We start from the raw sequence: 18,014 nt of genomic DNA, 5'->3' as shown, positions 1-18,014 counted from the left end.
AGCAGCAGGCGGCGGCCGAGGCGGCGAAGGGCGTGTTCGCCGATGTCGTCCCCCGACGCCGTGCCCGGCCCGGCCCCGCCCTCACCCCGGGCGTCGTCGCCGAGACCTACGACCGGGCCCTGTGGACGAGGCTCGCCGACGCGGGCCTGCTGAGCCCGCTGCTCGACGAGCGCTACGGCGGGGCGGGCCTGGTCGCCGTCGCGCTCTGCCTGGGTGCTGCGCGAGTCCGCGCGGGTGCCGGCCCGGATGCCGCGGCTGGAGTCGGCCCGGGCCGCCGCCCGGGCATGATCGAGGCCGACGGGGCGTCGGAGTGGCTGCGCGACCTGCCGGCCACGGGGGCATGCGCCCTCGCGCTCGGTCCCGGGCTCGGACTCGGAATCGGGCTCGGACTCGGACTCGGGCTCGGGCTCGGGGAGCGGGTGCTGCGGATGACCGCGGAGTTCGCGATCAGGCGGGTGCAGTCGGCCACCCCGTCGCGACCTTCCAGGCCGTCGCCGTGCAGCCGGGGCGGGGCCTGGAGGACGAAACCGGGGCGGGGCCCGGAGGGACGAACCCTGGCGAGGACTAGAGGACGAACCCGGGCTGGCCGTCGTCCGTCACGACGGGGCGGCCCGCCGCCTCCCACACCTGCATGCCGCCGTCCACGTTCACGGCGTCGACGCCCTGCTGGGCCAGGTACATCGTGACCTGCGCGGAACGGCCGCCGGAGCGGCAGATCACGTGCACCCGCCCGTCCTGCGGGGCGGCCTCGGTCAGCTCGCCGTACCGGGCGACGAACTCGCTGATGGGGATGTGCAGCGCCCCTTCGGCGTGCCCCGCCTTCCACTCGTCGTCCTCACGGACGTCCAGCAGGAAGTCGCCGTCCTTGAGGTCCGCGACCGCGACGGTGGGTACACCAGCTCCAAAACTCATGTGTCCGACGCTACCCGAACCCGCTCCCGGGACGGCCGGGGCTCCGCTCAGCCCGTGCCGTCGCCGAGCAGCCCGGCCAGCTCCGTCTCGCGCTCGCCGACCTGGGTCAGCAGCTGCTGCCCGATCTCGTCCAGGAGACGGTCCGGATCGTCCGGGGCCAGCTGGAGCATGTGGCCGATGGCACTGTCCTCCAGCTCCCTGGCGAGCAGCGCGAGCAGTTCCTTGCGCTGGGCGAGCCATTCGAGGCGGGCGTACAGCTCCTCGGCGCGGCTCGGGCCCCGCTTCAGCTCGGGCCCCTTGGCCCACTCCTCGGCGAGCTCGCGCAGCTCGGCCTCGTCGCCGCGGGCGTAGGCGGCGTTGACGCGGGTGATGAACTCCTCGCGCCGCTCGCGCTCCTTCTCCTCCTGCGCGAGGTCCGGGTGGGCCTTGCGGGCGAGGTCGCGGTAGAGCTTGCGGGCCTCCTCGCTGGGGCGGACGCGCTGCGGGGGCCGGACCGCCTGGTCCGTGAGCATGGCCACGGCCTCGGGGAACAGGCCGCTGTCGTCCATCCAGCCGTGCAGCAGCTCCTCCACGCCGGGGATCGGCGCGAGCCGGGCGCGGGCCTCCTCCGCCCGGCGGTGGTCCTCGGGGTCGCCGCTGCGGGCGGCCCGGGCCTCCAGGATCCGGGCGTCCAGCTCCTCCAGGCGGGCGTAGAGCGGACCGAGCTTCTGCTCGTGGAGCCGGGAGAAGTTCTCGATCTCGACGCGGAAGGTCTCCACCGCGATCTCGTACTCGATCAGCGCCTGCTCGGCGGCGCGTACGGCCCGCTCCAGCCGCGCCTCGGGGCGCGCCGCCTCGTCCTCGGGCGTCACCTGTTCCTCACCGGCGCCGCCACCACCCTGCTCAGCTTCCGGGGTCGTCACCCGACCAGCCTAGGCCACGGCCGGACCGGGCCCGCGCCCCCGCCGCGCGTCACACGCCCGTCTCCGCGGCGACCTTCCCCGCGCGCACCGCCGCCACCAGGTCCGCGTGGTCCGCCTCCGTGCGGTCGGCGTAGGCGACGGCGAAGGCCGCCATCGCCTCGTCCAGCTCCTCGTTCTTGCCGCAGTAGCCGGCGATGAGCCGCGGGTCGGCGCTGTGGGCGTGGGCCCGGGCCAGCAGGGCGCCGGTCATCCGGCCGTAGTCGTCCATCTGGTCGGCGGCCAGGGCGGCCGGGTCGACGCTGCCCTTGCGGTTGCGGAACTGGCGGACCTGGAAGGGGCGTCCGTCGACCGTCGTCCAGCCGAGGAGGTTGTCGCTGACGACCTGCATGCGCTTCTGGCCCAGCACGACCCGGCGGCCCTCGTGCCCGGCCTCGGGCGGTTCGAAGCCGGCCGTCACCAGATGCGGCACCAGCGCCGAGGCCCGCGCCTCCTTCACCTGGAGCACCAGCGGCTCGCCCCGGTGGTCCAGGAGCAGCACGACGTAGGACCGGGTGCCGACGCTGCCGGTGCCGACCACGCGGAACGCGACATCGTGCACCGCGTACCGGGCGAGCAGGGGCAGGCGGTCCTCCGGGAGGGTGCCGACGTACTCCTCCAGGGACGCCGCGACCGCCGCCGCCTCCTCGTCCGGGACGCGCCGCAGCACCGGCGGGGCGTCGACGAAGCGGCGCCCGCCGCCCTCCGTGGCCTCGGTCGACTTGGCCGCGAAGCGCCCGCTGGTGTTGAGGCGGGCCTTCTCCGAGACCCGCTCCAGCGTGCCGAGCAGGTCGTGGGCGTCCGTGTGGGAGACGAGCTCCTCGTCCGCGATGGCGTTCCACGCGTCCAGGACCGGGAGCTTCGCCAGCAGCCGCATGGTGCGGCGGTAGGCGCCCGCCGCGTCGTGGGCCGCCTTGCGGCAGGTGTCCTCGTCCGCGCCGGCCTCCCGGCCGGCCAGCACCAGGGAGGTCGCGAGGCGCTTGAGGTCCCATTCCCAGGGGCCGTGCACCGTCTCGTCGAAGTCGTTCAGGTCGATGACCAGGCCGCCGCGCGCGTCGCCGTACAGGCCGAAGTTGGCCGCGTGGGCGTCGCCGCAGATCTGGGCCCCGATCCCGGTCATGGGGGTGCGCGCCAGGTCGTGGGCCATGAGGCCGGCCGCGCCACGCAGGAAGGTGAACGGGGTGGCGGTCATGCGGCCCACCCTCAGGGGGGTGAGTTCGGGGAGCCGGCCGCGGCCCGACTCCTCGACCGCGCTCACCGCGTCGGGCCGGGAGGGGTCCGCGTCGAACGCGGCGTGCGCGCCGCGCGGGACGCGCTCGCGCAGGGCCTTGCCCTCGTCCTTGGGCGCGCCCGCGGCAGGCCACTCCGCGAAGCCGCGCACCCGCGGCAGCCTGGGCGCCGTTCCGTCCCCGCCGCTCGTCCCGGCCGCTGTTCCGGTCATTCCGACCGCCTCCCCCGTACGCGCACGAACATCAACTCGTGCCGACCGTACAACCGGCAGCCGAAACGCGTCAGACCCTGTGGACAACTCCGTGGCTGTGGACGACGCGACGGCTGTGGACGACTCCACGACTGTGGACCACTCCACCACTGTGGACGACTCCACGGCTGCGGACCACTCCACCACTGTGGACGACTCCACGGCTGCGGACCACTCCACCACTGTGGACGGCTCCACCGCTGTGGACGGCTCCACCGCTGTGGACGACTCCACGACTGTGGCCGGCGACGACTCGGTGGTCTGTGGGCAGCCCACGCGGCCCCCGCGCCACAACCGCCCCCTCAGGGCGCCCGCCCCGGCCCCGGCCCCGGGAAGAACCCGGCCTACGCCCCCGAGGGCGCCCGCTCCGGCACGGCCCCTTCCGGCCCGGACTCCTCCGGCCCGGACTCCTCCGGCCCGGACTCCTGAACGGACTCCTGAACGGACTCCTGCCGGGGCTCCTGCCCGGATTTCTGCCCGGGCCCCTGCTCCGGCCCCTGCTCCTCCACCCCGCACTGCGCCAGCACCCGCCGCGCGCGGTCCACCGAGATCTCCAGGCGGGCCAGCACCGCGGGGACGGCGATGCTCGGCATGAGGTGCTCGAACATCACCACGACCCGGCGTTCCAGGTCCTGCCGCTGGCAGCGCAGCTGGGACAGCAGCTGCACGCCGGAGAAGCTGCCGACCAGCAGCTCCGAGGTCTCCGCCACGTCGACGTGCGGCAGCAGTTCGCCCCGCTCCTTGGCCTCGCCCAGCCGCTGCACGTTCTGGTCGATCCACATCTGGAAGGCGGGTGTGCGGTCGAGGTCCATCGCGCCCTGGTCCAGGGCGAGCCCCACACTGGCCCGCACCAGCGGCTCGGACCGCAGCCGGCCGGCCAGCAGCAGCCCGGAGTCGACGAGCTCCTGGAGCTTGCCGTCCTGCGGCGGGAGGGTGATCGCGAGCTGTTCCTCGAACACCCCGATCGCCAGCTCCTCCTTGGAGCCGAAGTGGAAGTACAGCGCGCCCTTGGTGACACCGGCCCGGTCCAGGATCTCCCCGATGGTCGCCGAGGTGTAGCCGCGTTCGTCGAAGACGGCCGCGGCCGCCTCCAGGATGGTCCGCCGGGTGCGGATCGCGCGCTCCTGTCGCGCCATCGGGTGCCTCCTGATCTGCGTCGGTCCCAGTCAACTCGCGGTGCGGCGAGGCCTCGAGAGCCCGTCCCGGCGACTTGGCTCACCCTTTGGAAAAAACCGGCTCGTCCGTATCTTAGTCAAACATCGACCCCAGCCAGGCAGCCGATCCCGGGGGTTCCCATGCCGCGGACAGGACCTTCGAGCGCACGCACGGACGATCACACCGGACGCGAGGGCCCTCCGGCAAACAGAACCACGACGGTCGTCGAGAACGCGCCACAGACGACCGTCACCAAGGAACTCGCCCACCGGTCCTCGGACACGGACGTCTTCCCCGCCCGGTGGAGCCGAATCTCCGACACCCGTTTCCGCTTCACCGCGCACTGGCCCGCCGCCCATGCCTTCTTCGGCCCGGTGGACGGGATCCACCAGGACCCGATGGTCGTGGGCGAAACGTTGCGGCAGGCCTCGATGGTGCTCGCGCACGCCGAGTTCGGGGCCCCGGCCGACACCCGTTTCGTCATGTGGGACCTCACGGTCCGCACCGACCCGGCCGCGCTGCTGCTGACGGACGCCGCCGAACCGGTCGTCATCGACGTCGTCTGCTCCGAGATACGCCGCCGCGGCCGCGGCCTGGCGGGCATGCGGACCACGATGGAGTTCCACCGCGCGGGCCGGTTCATCGCCCGCGGCACCGGCAGCACCGGCTGCACCTCGCCGCTCGCCTACCGCCGCCTGCGCGGGTCCCGGGCGGACGCCGTGGACACGCCCGTGCCGCTGCTGCCCGGGATCGACCCCCGGCTCGCCGGCCGCGCCCGGGCCGAGGACGTCGTCCTCGCACCCGGTGACCGGCCCGGGGTCTGGCGGCTGCGCGTGGACACCGGCCACCCCGTCCTCTTCCCGCGGCCCAACGACCACGTGCCCGGCATGGTCCTGTTCGAGGCGGCCCGTCAGGCCGCGACCGCCGCCAGCGGCCGGCACCCCTTCCTGCCGCGCACGATGACGGCCGCCTTCACCCGGTACACCGAACTGCACAGCCCCTGCCTGCTGGAGACCGAGGTGCTCGACGAGGGCCTTCAGGACGTGACCGTGCACGTCCGCGGGCGGCAGGACGGCGAGTCCGTCTTCACCGCCAGCCTGACGGCCGCGCGGCCCGGGCCGGTACGGTCCCCGTCATGACGGTCACCCTCCTCGTCACGGGCGCGAGCGGCTTCGTCGGCAGCCGGGTGGCGGCCTCGGCCCGCCCCCGCCCCGGCGTCCGCGTACGGCGGCTGTCCCGGCAGGACGCGCCCGGGGCCGACGCCGTCCGCGGCGACCTGGGGGACCCGCCCTCCCTGCGCGGCGTCTGCGCCGGTGCCGACGTCCTGGTGCACTGCGCCACGCGGATCGACGGCGACGCCCGGACCGTCGAGGCCGTCAACGACCACGGCACCCGCGCCCTGGTCGAGGAGGCCGTGCGCGCCGGGGTGCGCCGGATCGTGTACGTGAGCACGGCCGCCGTCCACGGCCGGGGCCCCTTCCACGGCGTGCGCCCCGGCCAGGTCCCCGTGGCGCCGGCGTCGGCCACCAGCCGCACCCGGGCCGCCGCCGAACGGCACGTGCTCGACGCGGGCGGCCTGGTGCTGCGGCCGCACCTCGTGTACGGCGAGGGCGACCGCTGGGTCGTCCCGGGACTGGTCCGGCTGCTGGGCGCGCTGTCGGCGACGGTGACCGGGTGCACGGCGCTGCAGTCGATGATCGACGTCGAGACCCTGGGCCGCGCGGTGGTGGCCGCCGCGCTGTCCCCGGAGCACCGGGGCGGCGCCCGCTACGTCGCCCACCCCGAGCCGGTGCATGCCGACGAGCTGCTCGGGGCCGTGCGCGAGCACCTGGGGGAGCCCGGCGGCGGTGCGGCGGTGGACGTCGCCACCGCCCTGGAGCGGGCCGCCGGATCCCCCCTCGCCCTCCATCACCTCGGCATGCTCACGGTCGACCACTGGTTCGTGGACGACGCGTTCTGGAAGGAGCTGGACTGCTCGCCCGGGGACGGGTTCACCGCCGAGTTCACCCGCGCGGCACCCTGGTACCGCTCGTTCCTCGCAGGCCGGACAGCTTCCTGATCGCCTCCGCCTCCTCCGGGCGCGGTGCCGCGTGGCCGCCGTGCAGCAGCACCGGCAGCTCCTGGTGGCCGGTGGAGATGATCGAGCGCAGCCGTCGCGGCGGGCGCGCCGGATCGGCCGGGGCCAGCCGCGGGAACCGCTCGAACAGGGAGGTCAGCGCCACCGTCGCCTCGGCCATCGCCAGGGGCCGGCCCAGGCAGTGGTGCACGCCGTGCCCGAAGGAGATGTGGTCGCGGCTGCTCGCGCGCGTCACGTCGAAGCGGTCGGCGCCGGGCCCGTGCCGCTCCGGGTCGCGTCCGGCGCCGGCGAAGGAGACGACGAGCGGGTCGCCCTTCGGGATGACGAGGCCGGGTTCGATCTCGATGTCCTCCACGGCGTAGCGCAGGCCCGACATGGCGCCCGGCGCCTCGTACCGCAGCGACTCCTCCAGGGCGTCCTCCCAGCTCGCCCGGCCGGAGCGGACGAGCTCCAGCTGGTCGGGGTGGGTGAGCAGGCTGTGCACGGTGTTGTCGATGAGGTTGACCGTGGTCTCGAAGCCCGCGGTGAGCAGCAGGATGAGGTTGTCCATCAGCTCCTGTTCGCTGAGGCTGCCTTCGTCGCGGGCGGCGATCAGGGCCGTCGTCAGGTCGTCGGCCGGGTGCGCGCGCTTGTACGCGAGGAACGAGGTCAGCGTGGCGTACAGGTCGACCGCGTTGGCCTGGGCGTCCTCCAGGGAGATCGCCGTGTCGAAGAAGCGGCCGATGATGCGGTAGAGGGCCCGGCGCGGGCCGTCCTCGCCGTGCGGTACGCCGAAGAGCTCGCACACCACCTCGTGCGGCACGGGCGCCGCGAACGCCGCGCGCAGGTCGACGACTTCGCCCTCCGGGAGCCGCTCCAGGGCGTCCAGGGACCGGTCGACGATCTCCTGGACCCGCGGCAGCAGCGCGTCGACGCGGCGCTTGGTGAAGGCCGCGGCCATCGGTTTGCGCAGCCGGCTGTGGTCGGCGCCGTAGGCGGTGACCATGTTGCGCACCGAGACCCAGATGGCCAGCGGCCAGGTGCGGGAGATGTCCCCGTTGATCCAGGCCGGCCAGTGCCGGTAGGCGTCCTTGCTGGTCTCGGGTCCGGCCAGGAGCCGCTTGTTCAGCTCGAGGCCGTTGATCCACCAGGCCGTCACGCCGCCCGGGAGTTCCACCTCCACGGCCGGACCCCGGTCGCGGATCCGGGCTATCTCGTCGTAGAGGTCCTGGCCGGACGGATCGATCGTCAGGAAGGGGCAGGCCGGTTGGGTCATGACACGTCGCTCCTCGGTCCCGGGGATGGGAGACCATCGTGCGATCCGGGAGCCGGAAAAACTTGGCAACCGGTTTGTTTTGGTCACCCGGCTTTCCCTGGCTGGGGGCCGGCGGCGAAAGGGAGGCCTCCGGCCTAGGCGCGCAGGTACGCCAGCACCGCCAGCACCCGGCGGTGGGTGTCGTCCGCCGGGGGCAGGTCCAGCTTGGTGAGGATGCCGGAGACGTGTTTGCCCACGGCCGCCTCCGAGACGACCAGCCGGCGGGCGATCGCGCTGTTGGAGCGGCCCTCGGCGATCAGCGCCAGCACCTCACGCTCGCGCGGGGTGAGCCGCTCCAGCGGGTCGCGGCGGCGGCGCAGCAACTGCCGTACCACCTCGGGGTCGACGACCGTGCCGCCGTCGGCCACCTCGCCGAGCGCGGTGACGAACTCCTCGACCTGGCCGACGCGGTCCTTGAGCAGGTAGCCGACGCCCGTGCCGTCGCCGGAGTCGAGCAGCTCGGCGGCGTACCGGCGCTGCACGTACTGGCTGAGGACCAGCACGGGCAGCGTGGGCCGCTCCCGGCGCAGCCGCACGGCCGCGTGCAGGCCCTCGTCCTGGAAGCCGGGCGGCATCCGCACGTCCGTCACGACCACGTCCGGGTCGTGCTCCCCGACGGCGGCGACCAGGGCCTCCGCGTCGCCCACCGCGGCGGCGACCTCGTGCCCGCAGCGGCCGAGCAGCCCGACCAGGCCGTCCCGCAGCAGCACGCTGTCCTCGGCCAGGACGACCCGCAGCGGGCGGTCAACTCGCAGGGCCACAGGGGATCTCCACACGCAGCAGGGTCGGTCCGCCGGGCGGGCTGGACAGGGAGAGTCTGCCATCGAGCACCGACACCCGGTCGGCGAGACCGGTCAGCCCGCTGCCCCGCCCGGCCCGCGCACCGCCGCGTCCGTCGTCGCGGATCGCCAGCGACAGCCGGCCGTCGCGGTGCCCGCCGCTGACCTCGGCCCGGCTCGCCCCGCTGTGCCGGGCCACGTTGGCGAGCGCCTCGCACACCACGAAGTAGGCGGTGGCCTCGACGGCCGGGGAGAGCCGCCCGGGCAGCTCCAGGTCGACGTCCACGGGCACGGCCGAGCGGTCGGCCGCGTCGGCGACGGCTGCTTCGAGGCCGTAGTCGGCGAGGACCTTGGGGTGGATCCCGTGGATGAGCTCGCGCAGCTCCGCCAGGGCGGCCACGGCTTCGTCGTGCGCCGTGGCCAGCTGGTCGGCGAGGGGGCCGGGCGGGGCGTCGAGCCGGGCCAGGCCGAGCGTCATCGTCAGGGCGACGAGCCGCTGCTGGGCCCCGTCGTGCAGATCGCGTTCGATGCGCCGCCGCTCCGCCTCGAAGGCGTCCACCAACCGCGCCCTGGAACGCGTCAGTTCGACCACCCGCGCCCCCAGCGCCGGCTCCCGCGGCGCGACCAGCAGCCGGGTCAGACCGGCCCGGGCCCCGGCCGCCACCCCCAGCAGGTAGGCGCCCGGCACGAGCAGCAGCAGCCCGAGCACGGCCCATCCGAACGCGGCCGGCCAGCCGGTGACCAGCCACACCTTGAGCACCTTCGCCTCGCCGAGGACGAGCACCAGCACCGGTGTCACGGCCACCGACAGCGGCGCCAGCAGCCCGAGGACGAGGACCAGGGCGTCCACCGGCCACAGCAGCCCCGCGAACAGCAGGGCGTGGCCGAGCTCCCGCCAGGTGGCCCGCTCCCGCAGCCGCGTCGACAGCCAGGCCCGCAACCCCGGTGTGCCGGGCGGCCCGTGCGGGTCGGGCGCCGGTTCCGCGTCGACCAGCCGCAGCCGCAGCCGCTCCGCCGCCGCCACCGGAAGACCCGCCAGGGCGGTCGCGAGCAGCAGCGGGATCCCGACCAGGGCGAGCGTCAGGACACCGCCGGCCACCGCCGACAGCACGAGGCCGACGAGCACGGCGGCGCCGGTCAGCGCGCCGGTGAGCAGGTAACCGGCCGAGCGCCAGGGCCACGCCGACAGCGGGTAGCCGGGGCGGGCCAGGGCCTGCCACACGTTCGAGGGGTGCATGGGCAGCACCGTAGGAGCCCGTCCCCATCGCCGCCATGGGCGTGGGCGGAGGTCCGGGGGTAGGCCTGGCCCTACCCCAGGTGTAGGTCCCGCCGCACTGCGCCGGCCCGCTCCCGCCGGGTTCTCTGGGGCGACACGGAAAACCGGCACCGAGCCCCGCCACCGGGCGCCACGAGCGACGCCCCACGGGGCGGAACACACAGGGGGATCCATGACGCACGACGCCGTCCGGCTGGACGCGGTCACCAGGAGGTACGGGGCGGTGACCGCCCTCGACGGGGTCTCCCTGGCGCTGCCCGCCGGGAGCTTCACCGCCGTGATGGGACCGTCCGGCTCCGGCAAGTCCACGCTGCTGCAGTGCGCCGCCGGCCTGGACCGGCCGGATGCCGGCTCGGTCACCGTCGGCGGCACCGAACTGACCGGGCTGAGCGAGCGGCGCCTGACGCTGCTGCGCCGCGAACGGATCGGGTTCGTCTTCCAGGCGTTCAACCTGCTGCCCGCCCTGACCGCCGAGCAGAACGTGGCCCTGCCCCTGCGCCTGGCGGGCCGCCGCGTGCCGAAGGCCCGGGTGCGTCAGGCGCTGGAGCAGGTGGGACTCGCCGACCGGGGCCGGCACAGGCCCGGGGAGCTCTCCGGCGGGCAGCAGCAACGCGTCGCCCTGGCACGGGCGTTGGTCACCCGCCCGGCGGTGCTCTTCGGCGACGAACCGACCGGCGCCCTGGACACCCGCACCGGCCGGGAGGTGCTCGGACTGCTGCGCGGCATGGTCGACCGCGAGGGCCAGACGGTCGTCATGGTGACGCACGATCCGGTGGCCGCCGCGCACGCCGACCGCGTGGTCTTCCTCGTGGACGGCCGGGTCGGCGCGGAGCTGACCGGTGCCGACGCCGGCACCGTCGCCGCGCGCATGACCCGGCTGGAGGCCGTGCCGTGCTGAGCGTCGCCCTGCGCACCCTGCGCACCCGCTGGACCGCCTTCACGGGCAGCTTCGTCGCGCTCGCCCTGGGCGTGGCCCTGCTCACGGTCACGGGGCTGGCCCTGGCCTCGTCGGTGTCCGCTCCGCAGCGTGCGCCCGAGCGGTTCGCCGCCGCACGGGTCGTGGTCACGAGCCAGGACACCCTGCGGGTGCCGACCCCGGCCGGGGAGCGCACGGCCCGGCTCGCCCACCCCCGTCCCATCCCGGCGGCGACCGTGGAACGACTGCGGAAGCTGGGCCCGGTGGTCGTGGACCGGTCGGGCACCGGCGTCCACCGGCCGGGCACCGGCGTCCACCGGCTGGGCGTCGAGGCCGACCCGGCGGCCGTGCGGGAGGTGGTGGGCGGCGGCGCCCGGGTCCTCACCGGAACCGCGCGCCGTCTCACCGGCCCCGGCCCGGAGCGGGACCGTGAGGCGCTCACCGCCATGAACGCCCTGTTCGGCACCGCGGGCGGGGTCAGCGCCTTCGTGTCGGTCTTCGTCGTGGCGTCGACGTTCGCCTTCGCGGTGGCCCAGCGGCGCCGGGAGTTCGCGCTGCTGCGCACGGCCGGGGCCACCCCGGGCCAGATCCGCCGCACCGTCCTCCTCGAGGCCCTGGCCGTCGGCGTCCTCGCCTCGGCCGCCGGCTGCGCCCTGGGCTCCCACGTGGCACCGCTGCTGGCGGCCCGGGTGGCCGAGGAGGGCCTGGCCCCGCACTGGTTCACCGTCGGGGACCACGCCTGGCCCCGCCACGCGGCGTTCTGGACCGGCCTGTCCGTCGCCCTGTGCGGCGCGGCCGCGGCCTCCTGGCGGGCAGGGCGCACGGCCCCCGCCGAGGCCCTGCGCGAGGCGTCGGCGGACCGCGGCCGGATCACCCGGGGCCGCCTGCTGTGCGGCACGGCCCTGCTGCTCACCGCCGCCGTCACGCTGGCCCTGTCGCTGACCGGCGACCCGGGCGACCTGCTCCACCGCAAGACCTACGTCAGCCGCCCCATGCTGCTGATCACGGCGGCCGCGCTGCTCGCCCCGCTGTGGGTGCGCCCCCTGGTCGGGCTGCTCACCCGCCTGCCGGGCGTGTGCGCCCTGCTCGTGCGTGAGAGCACCGCCGCCGGGGCCCGCCGTGCCGCCGCGCTCGCCGCCCCCGTCCTGGTCACGGTCGCCCTCGCGGGCTGCCTCCTCGGCACGACGGCGACCCTGGAACGGGCCGGGGCGGCCGAGGCGCGCGAGCGCACCGCCGCCGCGTTCGTCGTGACCCCCGCCGACGGCACGGGCTTCGACGCGGCGGCCCTGCGGCGGCTGCGGGCGGTCCCGGGCACCGTCGTGTCGCCCTCGCGCACGACGGCCGTGCACGTGCTGGAGGACGGCGTGGCCCTGATCCGCTCCGAGGCCCGGGCCGCCGACCCCGAGGCCCTGGCCGCCACCGCCCGTCTGCCCCTCGCCGCGGGCCGGACCGGCGACCTCGACGACGACTCGATCATCGTCAACGAGGAATGGCAGCGGCACCGGGTCGGCGAGCGCGTCCGGGTCTGGCTCGGCGACGGGACCCGGCGGACCCTGCGCATCGCCGCGGTCATGACGACGGGCACCGGCGACAACGGCGTCCACGTCACCCCGCGCAACGCCCCGGGCGCCGCGACCGACCGGGTCGACGTGGCCCTGGCCCGGGGCGCGGACCCGCGGGCCGTGGCCGCCGGCCTGCGCGCCGCGGCCGGCACCGGCCGGGTCCTCAGCCGGGACGCCTGGCTGCGCGACACCCGCCCCGGGACCGAACGCGCCACCCGCCTGGGGCTCTGGCTGGTCCTCGGCATCGCGCTGCTGTACACGGGCATCTCGGTGGCCAGCACCACCGTCATGGGCCAGTCCGACCGGGTCCGCGACCTGGCCGCGCTGCGGCTGGCCGGGGCCACGCGCGGGCAGGTGCTGCGGCTGACCGCGGCCGAGGCCCTGACGGTCGTGGCGGCGGGTGCGGTCCTCGGCCTGCTGGTCACCGGCGTCCACCTGGCCGGGTTGGCGGCCGCCCTCGCCCTGCTGTCGGCGCCGCCCGTCGTCGCCGTCCCGTGGCAGGCCCTGGGCACGACGGCGGCCGCTTGCGCGCTGCTCGCCGTGACCTGCGCGGTCGTCCCCGCCGCGCTCACCCTGCGCCGCAGGGCGGTGGACCCGACCGGGACCCGCGAGTGAGCGGCCGGGGCCCTGGCGGGCGGACCCACCGATCGATGCCGGGGCGGACCCGCCGCTCGATGCCCTCGGTGCGCCCTGCGACGGCCCCCGGTCGATCTCATCATGAGACCGACCGGGCGAACCGTCCTACAGTGGAGCCCATGCGACGCACCTCGTTCGGCGACTGGCCCTGCTCGATCGCCCGCACCGCCGACCTCCTCGGCGACGCCTGGACCCTGCTGGTGCTGCGCGAACTCTTCTACGGCGAGTCCCGCTTCGACGGCTTCATCGGCACGCTCGGCATCGCCCGCAACACCCTCACCGACCGGCTGCGCCGCCTGGAGGCCGAGGGCCTGGTCGAGCGGCGGGCGTACCAGAGCGAACCGGTCCGCCACGCGTACCTGCTCACGGACAAGGGCCGCGACTTCTTCGGCGTGCTCGCCGCGCTCAGCGCCTGGGGCGACCGCTGGCTGGCCGGCGACGCGGGCGCCCCGGTCGTCCTGCACCACACGCCCTGCGGCCACGACACCGAGGCCCGGGTCGTCTGCTCCCACTGCGGCGAGACCCTGCACCAGCGGGACCTGACCGCGCGCACCGGCCCGGGCTACCCGGACCGCCTGCTCGGCGACCCGGTCGTGCGGGCCCGCTTCGGCACCGGACGCCCCCTGGGCGACGACGGCTCCGAGCAGGCCTGACACGCCACCGGCATCGCCACCCGCCGACCGGCGACACCACCGGCGTCACCCGTCGGCGGGCTCCTTGACGCGCTCGGCGTCGCAGTAGTCGCCGAGCGCGGGCAGCGCGACGCTGAGGATGGAATGGAGAAGTCCAGGGCGGGCATGAACTGGGCGGCGGCAACGCCGAGATCGTCGCCGTCGACGCCGGGCACGCGGTCCGGCTGGACGGCGAACTCGCCGCGCTGGACAGCGCGTCGGCGGCCGGCTCCGTGTGCAACGTCACCACCGCCCTCGGCGTGCTCACCTCCGCCGGGCACCTCGCCCCCGGCGAGACCGTGGTCGTCCTGGACTCCGTCGGCGGCTCCTTCCGCTCCTCCGTGACGGGCCTCCTGGCGGCCTTCGGCCGGCCCGTCGTGTTCGGCAACGCGGCCACCGAGGACGTCACCTTCGAGGGCACCCACCCCGGGTACACCAACAGTTCGCCGGCCGGCTACAACCTCGGCGGCGTCGCGTGCCGCGCCCCGCAGCTGCTCCGCGCCCACATGGAGCAGGCCCTGGCGGAGGTCGCGAAGGAGCGCGGGAACAGTCCTCGGCCCGGCCCGTGAGATAGCTCACGGGCCGGGCCGGGAGAACGCTCACGGAAGGCTGTGGGATGCCTCACAGCGATCTTGGAAACGAGAATCGGGCCCCTGCGGTGACTTCCGTCACCGCAGGGGCCCGATCCCTCTGTGCGCGAGGGGGGAGTTGAACCCCCACGCCCTTGCGGGCACTGGAACCTGAATCCAGCGCGTCTGCCTATTCCGCCACCCGCGCATTGGGTGTGTCCTGGGCTCCGGCCCCTTGGGGCTGGCGCCTTCCGACACCCAGAACATTAGCACGCTGGACGGGGTGGATTCACATCCGTTCCTGCCCCCGGCAACGGCCCCGGCGAACCTTCCGTGGCCCCGCCACGTATCAACGCGTGCCGCTTCACGTATCAACCTCGTACCGGTAGCCGCTCACCCCCACGAGGGGGTCCGGGTCCACAGCCGGGTGCGGGACACTGGTCTCCGGCCGCCTCTACGATCCATGGCGGGAGTACCTGAAGCGGTTGCGCGCGGCAGTACCCCGGTAGGAGTTCGAAGAGGAGCTCCACAGGGAACTTCGTCATGCGTCGACACCCGTCGGCCGGCCTGACAGGGGGAACCAGCCGATCGACCGGCGCGTGGATACGATCAGTAAGCAGTACCAGGCAAGTGGCCCGCAGGGCTGTACACAGGACGGCAGCGACGGAGGAGGTGCCCCATGGGAGTCCTGAAGAAGTTCGAGCAGCGTCTCGAAGGTCTGGTCAACGGCACCTTCGCCAAGGTGTTCAAGTCCGAGGTCCAGCCCGTGGAGATCGCGGGAGCGCTCCAGCGCGAGTGTGACAACAACGCCACCATCTGGAACCGCGACCGCACGGTCGTCCCCAACGACTTCATCGTCGAGCTGAGCACGCCCGACTTCGAGCGGCTCAGCCCCTACTCCGGCCAGCTCGGCGACGAGCTCGCCGGCATGGTGCGCGACTACGCCAAGCAGCAGCGCTACACCTTCATGGGCCCGATCAAGGTGCACCTGGAGAAGGCGGACGACCTCGACACCGGCCTGTACCGGGTGCGCAGCCGTACGCTCGCCTCCTCCAGCAGCCAGCAGGGCGGCCCGGGGGGCGGCGCCGCGCCCGCAGCCCCGGCCGGCCGCCCCGGCGGTTACGGCTACCCGCCGGCCGCCTCGCCCGCCGGTGCCCCGCCCATGCCGGCCGCGCCGCCGCCCGGCGGCCGTCCCGGCGGTTACGGCTACCCGCCCGCCGCGGGCGCCCAGCGGCCCCCGGCCGCCGGCGGCCGCACCCGCCACTGGATCGAGATCAACGGCACCCGCCATCAGATCTCCCGTCCGACGCTGGTGCTGGGCCGCAGTACCGACGCCGACGTGCGGATCGACGACCCCGGCGTCTCCCGCCGGCACTGCGAGATCCGGACCGGAACGCCCTCGACGATCCAGGATCTCGGATCCACCAACGGCATCGTGGTGGACGGGCAGCACACCACCCGCGCTACGCTCCGCGACGGCTCGCGGATCGTCGTGGGCAGCACCACCATCATTTACCGGCAAGCCGAAGGGTGAAGCGGGGGCAATGTCAGAGCTGACCCTCACGGTCATGCGGCTGGGTTTCCTGGCCGTACTGTGGCTGTTCGTGATCGTGGCCGTGCAGGTCATCCGGAGCGACCTGTTCGGCACGCGGGTCACCCAGCGCGGATCGCGCCGCGAGGCCGGACGCCAGCAGCAGGCCGCCCGCCAGGCGCCGCCACCGCAGCGCCAGCAGTCCGGCGGCGGCCGGCGCGGCCGTAACGCCCCCACCAAGCTGGTCGTGACCGAGGGCACCCTCACCGGCACGACGGTCGCGCTCCAGGGCCAGACCATCACCCTGGGCCGGGCCCACGACTCGACGATCGTGCTGGACGACGACTACGCCTCCAGCCGTCATGCCAGGATCTACCCGGACCGCGACGGCCAGTGGATCGTCGAGGACCTCGGCTCCACCAACGGCACGTACCTGGACCGGACCCGGCTGACGACTCCCACACCGATTGCCCCGGGCGCGCCGATCCGCATCGGCAAGACCGTCATCGAGCTGCGGAAGTAGTACGACAATGAGCGAGCGGAGCGAGCACGCAGTGGCGGGCCCCACCCCGGGCCCCGGCGCGCTCCCGACCGGAGGGTGGGCAGTGTGGCTCGACACGACCGGCTGTACCCGGAGCCGACAGGCGAGGTGCGCATGAGTCTGTCACTGCGCTTCGCGGCCGGATCGCACAAGGGCATGATCCGGGAGGGCAACGAGGACTCCGGGTACGCCGGCCCGCGCCTGCTCGCCATCGCCGACGGCATGGGCGGCGCCGCCGCCGGTGAGGTCGCCTCCTCCGAGGCCATCTCCACCATCGTCGCCCTCGACGACGACGTCCCCGGCTCCGACATCCTCACCTCGCTCGGCACGGCGGTGCAGCGCGCCAACGACCAGCTGCGCTCCATGGTCGAGGACGACCCGCAGCTGGAGGGCATGGGGACCACCCTCACCGCCCTGCTGTGGACCGGTCAGCGGCTCGGCCTGGTGCACGTCGGCGACTCCCGCGCGTACCTGCTCCGCGACGGCGTCCTCACGCAGATCACCCAGGACCACACCTGGGTGCAGCGCCTGGTCGACGAGGGCCGCATCACCGAGGAGGAGGCGACCACGCACCCGCAGCGCTCGCTGCTGATGCGCGCCCTCGGCTCCGGCGACCACGTCGAGCCCGACCTGTCGATCCGCGAGGTCCGCGCCGGCGACCGCTACCTGATCTGCTCCGACGGCCTGTCCGGCGTGGTGTCCCACCAGACGCTGGAGGACACCCTCGCCAGCTACCAGGGCCCCCAGGAGACCGTCCAGAACCTGATCGAGCTGGCGCTGCGCGGCGGCGGCCCGGACAACATCACGGTCATCGTGGCCGACGTCCTCGACCTGGACACCGGCGACACCCTCGCGGGCCAGCTCTCCGACACCCCGGTCGTGGTCGGCGCCGTCGCCGAGAACCAGCACCAGCTGCACGACAACGGCATCATGCAGACCCCCGCCGGCCGCGCCTCCGGGCTCGGCCGGCAGGGGCAGGGCGGCGGAGGTGGCGAGTTCGGCCCGCCCGGCTCCGGCGACACCACCGGCTACATCCCCGCGGCCGGCTTCGACTACGACGACGGCGACTTCACCAAGCCCCGCAGGAAGGGCCGCTGGCTGAAGAGGTCCGTCTACGGCGTCCTGGCCCTCGCCGTCGTCGGCGGCGGCCTGTACGGCGGCTGGCGCTGGACGCAGACCCAGTACTACGTCGGCGCCCAGGACGAGCACGTCGCGCTGTACCGCGGCATCAGCCAGGACCTGGCGTGGGTGTCGCTGTCGAAGGTCGAGAAGGACCACCCCGAGATCGAACTCAAGTACCTCCCGCCCTACCAGCAGAAGCTGGTCAAGGGGACGATCGCCGAGGGCGACCTGAAGAACGCCCGGGCGAAGATCGAGGAACTGTCGGTGCAGGCCTCCGCGTGCAAGAAGGAGGCGCAGCGGCGCGAAGCCGAGAGCAACAACGCCAGGACCGGCGAAGGTGAGGCCGGGGGCACCACGGGAACCACTCCCGCCTCCTTCACGTCCAAGGCCACACCGACGCCGAACCCGTCGAACCCGTCGGGCTCGCCGTCGGCGCCTGAGAAGTCCACGCCCCCGACCACGACCGCACCCACTCCCAGCCCCGGCCCCAGCCTCTCGGAGGAAGAGCAGAAGGTCGTCTCGCTGTGCGGTAAGCAGTAGGCAAGCCGTGAGAGG

At 74.5% G+C, this 18,014-nt stretch carries 16 protein-coding genes, 1 tRNA gene and 1 pseudogene; 10 read left to right on the top strand and 8 right to left on the bottom strand.

The features are described from left to right. Window positions 1-32 precede the first annotated feature (32 nt). Window positions 33-502 (top strand): annotated as a pseudogene (locus ACPXCS_RS04775) (acyl-CoA dehydrogenase family protein); the annotation flags it as partial. A gap of 62 nt (window positions 503-564) precedes the next feature. Here the strand turns inward: ACPXCS_RS04775 and ACPXCS_RS04770 are convergent. The 4 genes from ACPXCS_RS04770 to ACPXCS_RS04755 form a co-directional block, all read right to left on the bottom strand. Then, on the bottom strand, window positions 565-912 hold the full coding sequence (locus ACPXCS_RS04770) for a rhodanese-like domain-containing protein (RefSeq protein ID WP_094058009.1): 348 nt from the start codon (window positions 910-912) through the stop codon (window positions 565-567). 47 nt (window positions 913-959) lie between these two features. Then, the gene (locus tag ACPXCS_RS04765) at window positions 960-1,814 is read right to left on the bottom strand and encodes a hypothetical protein (RefSeq protein ID WP_425944241.1); all 855 of its coding nucleotides are present in this window, start codon (window positions 1,812-1,814) and stop codon (window positions 960-962) included. A 49-nt stretch (window positions 1,815-1,863) separates the two neighbouring features. After that, on the bottom strand, window positions 1,864-3,291 hold the full coding sequence (locus ACPXCS_RS04760) for a DUF2252 domain-containing protein (RefSeq protein ID WP_425944243.1): 1,428 nt from the start codon (window positions 3,289-3,291) through the stop codon (window positions 1,864-1,866). Window positions 3,292-3,674: 383 nt separating this feature from the next. Further along, window positions 3,675-4,466: a ScbR family autoregulator-binding transcription factor gene (locus tag ACPXCS_RS04755; RefSeq protein ID WP_425944245.1), complete on the bottom strand. Its 792-nt coding sequence runs from the start codon at window positions 4,464-4,466 to the stop codon at window positions 3,675-3,677. Window positions 4,467-4,625: 159 nt separating this feature from the next. Between ACPXCS_RS04755 and ACPXCS_RS04750 the strand changes: the two genes are divergently transcribed. Then, window positions 4,626-5,624, top strand: a complete 999-nt coding sequence (locus ACPXCS_RS04750; RefSeq protein WP_425944247.1) for a ScbA/BarX family gamma-butyrolactone biosynthesis protein — start codon at window positions 4,626-4,628, stop codon at window positions 5,622-5,624. Beyond that, window positions 5,621-6,544, top strand: a complete 924-nt coding sequence (locus ACPXCS_RS04745; RefSeq protein WP_425944249.1) for an NAD-dependent epimerase/dehydratase family protein — start codon at window positions 5,621-5,623, stop codon at window positions 6,542-6,544. Before ACPXCS_RS04750 ends, ACPXCS_RS04745 begins: the two co-directional genes overlap by 4 nt. Here the strand turns inward: ACPXCS_RS04745 and ACPXCS_RS04740 are convergent. The 3 genes from ACPXCS_RS04740 to ACPXCS_RS04730 form a co-directional block, all read right to left on the bottom strand. Further along, window positions 6,489-7,817: a cytochrome P450 family protein gene (locus ACPXCS_RS04740; RefSeq protein WP_425944251.1), complete on the bottom strand. Its 1,329-nt coding sequence runs from the start codon at window positions 7,815-7,817 to the stop codon at window positions 6,489-6,491. The genes ACPXCS_RS04745 and ACPXCS_RS04740 overlap by 56 nt on opposite strands. 134 nt (window positions 7,818-7,951) lie before the next feature. Next, window positions 7,952-8,611 (bottom strand): response regulator, encoded by a 660-nt coding sequence (locus tag ACPXCS_RS04735; protein WP_425944527.1) that lies wholly within the window; start codon window positions 8,609-8,611, stop codon window positions 7,952-7,954. Continuing rightward, a complete protein-coding gene (locus ACPXCS_RS04730) occupies window positions 8,601-9,872 on the bottom strand; it encodes a sensor histidine kinase (RefSeq protein ID WP_425944253.1) in 1,272 nt (423 codons plus the stop codon). Before ACPXCS_RS04730 ends, ACPXCS_RS04735 begins: the two co-directional genes overlap by 11 nt. 211 nt (window positions 9,873-10,083) lie before the next feature. On the opposite strand from ACPXCS_RS04730, the gene ACPXCS_RS04725 reads away from it, so the two are divergent. From ACPXCS_RS04725 to ACPXCS_RS04710, 4 genes are all read left to right on the top strand, one after another. After that, window positions 10,084-10,809, top strand: coding sequence for an ABC transporter ATP-binding protein (locus ACPXCS_RS04725; protein ID WP_425944255.1), 726 nt, complete (start codon window positions 10,084-10,086; stop codon window positions 10,807-10,809). After that, window positions 10,803-13,004: an FtsX-like permease family protein gene (locus ACPXCS_RS04720; RefSeq protein ID WP_425944257.1), complete on the top strand. Its 2,202-nt coding sequence runs from the start codon at window positions 10,803-10,805 to the stop codon at window positions 13,002-13,004. The genes ACPXCS_RS04725 and ACPXCS_RS04720 overlap by 7 nt, the downstream gene beginning before the upstream one ends. A gap of 140 nt (window positions 13,005-13,144) precedes the next feature. Continuing rightward, a complete protein-coding gene (locus ACPXCS_RS04715) occupies window positions 13,145-13,678 on the top strand; it encodes a winged helix-turn-helix transcriptional regulator (RefSeq protein ID WP_425944259.1) in 534 nt (177 codons plus the stop codon). A gap of 251 nt (window positions 13,679-13,929) precedes the next feature. Further along, window positions 13,930-14,265 carry a hypothetical protein gene (locus ACPXCS_RS04710; protein ID WP_425944261.1) on the top strand — a complete coding sequence of 112 codons (336 nt, stop codon included), beginning with the start codon at window positions 13,930-13,932 and terminating at the stop codon, window positions 14,263-14,265. A gap of 124 nt (window positions 14,266-14,389) precedes the next feature. On the opposite strand, the gene ACPXCS_RS04705 is transcribed toward ACPXCS_RS04710, so the two are convergent. Then, window positions 14,390-14,473: transfer RNA gene (locus tag ACPXCS_RS04705), tRNA-Leu, on the bottom strand. Between the two features lie 471 nt (window positions 14,474-14,944). Here ACPXCS_RS04705 and ACPXCS_RS04700 point away from each other — a divergent pair. The 3 genes from ACPXCS_RS04700 to ACPXCS_RS04690 all read left to right on the top strand — a co-directional run bounded on the left by ACPXCS_RS04700 (window position 14,945) and on the right by ACPXCS_RS04690 (window position 17,999). Further along, a complete protein-coding gene (locus tag ACPXCS_RS04700; RefSeq protein WP_425944263.1) occupies window positions 14,945-15,799 on the top strand; it encodes an FhaA domain-containing protein in 855 nt (284 codons plus the stop codon). A gap of 10 nt (window positions 15,800-15,809) precedes the next feature. Beyond that, entirely contained in the window at window positions 15,810-16,319 is a 510-nt protein-coding gene (locus tag ACPXCS_RS04695) for an FHA domain-containing protein FhaB/FipA (RefSeq protein WP_425944265.1), read from the top strand. Window positions 16,320-16,451: 132 nt separating this feature from the next. Then, window positions 16,452-17,999: a Stp1/IreP family PP2C-type Ser/Thr phosphatase gene (locus ACPXCS_RS04690; RefSeq protein ID WP_425944267.1), complete on the top strand. Its 1,548-nt coding sequence runs from the start codon at window positions 16,452-16,454 to the stop codon at window positions 17,997-17,999. Window positions 18,000-18,014 lie beyond the last annotated feature (15 nt).

Source organism: Streptomyces sp. DT190 (assembly GCF_049846985.1).
In the GTDB taxonomy this organism is placed as follows: Bacteria; Actinomycetota; Actinomycetes; order Streptomycetales; family Streptomycetaceae; genus Streptomyces.
The sequence above is the reverse complement of the archived record's forward strand: the minus strand, read 5'-3'. Positions and strand labels throughout refer to the sequence as shown.

Coding starts and splice junctions, on each gene's coding strand:
- ACPXCS_RS04695 (WP_425944265.1), top strand. CDS start 15,810: ATGTCAGAGCTGACCCTCACGGTCATGCGGCTGGGTTTCCTGGCCGTA.
- ACPXCS_RS04740 (WP_425944251.1), bottom strand. CDS start 7,817: ATGACCCAACCGGCCTGCCCCTTCCTGACGATCGATCCGTCCGGCCAG.
- ACPXCS_RS04770 (WP_094058009.1), bottom strand. CDS start 912: ATGAGTTTTGGAGCTGGTGTACCCACCGTCGCGGTCGCGGACCTCAAG.
- ACPXCS_RS04690 (WP_425944267.1), top strand. CDS start 16,452: ATGAGTCTGTCACTGCGCTTCGCGGCCGGATCGCACAAGGGCATGATC.
- ACPXCS_RS04700 (WP_425944263.1), top strand. CDS start 14,945: ATGGGAGTCCTGAAGAAGTTCGAGCAGCGTCTCGAAGGTCTGGTCAAC.
- ACPXCS_RS04715 (WP_425944259.1), top strand. CDS start 13,145: ATGCGACGCACCTCGTTCGGCGACTGGCCCTGCTCGATCGCCCGCACC.
- ACPXCS_RS04760 (WP_425944243.1), bottom strand. CDS start 3,291: ATGACCGGAACAGCGGCCGGGACGAGCGGCGGGGACGGAACGGCGCCC.
- ACPXCS_RS04755 (WP_425944245.1), bottom strand. CDS start 4,466: ATGGCGCGACAGGAGCGCGCGATCCGCACCCGGCGGACCATCCTGGAG.
- ACPXCS_RS04725 (WP_425944255.1), top strand. CDS start 10,084: ATGACGCACGACGCCGTCCGGCTGGACGCGGTCACCAGGAGGTACGGG.
- ACPXCS_RS04730 (WP_425944253.1), bottom strand. CDS start 9,872: ATGCACCCCTCGAACGTGTGGCAGGCCCTGGCCCGCCCCGGCTACCCG.
- ACPXCS_RS04745 (WP_425944249.1), top strand. CDS start 5,621: ATGACGGTCACCCTCCTCGTCACGGGCGCGAGCGGCTTCGTCGGCAGC.
- ACPXCS_RS04750 (WP_425944247.1), top strand. CDS start 4,626: ATGCCGCGGACAGGACCTTCGAGCGCACGCACGGACGATCACACCGGA.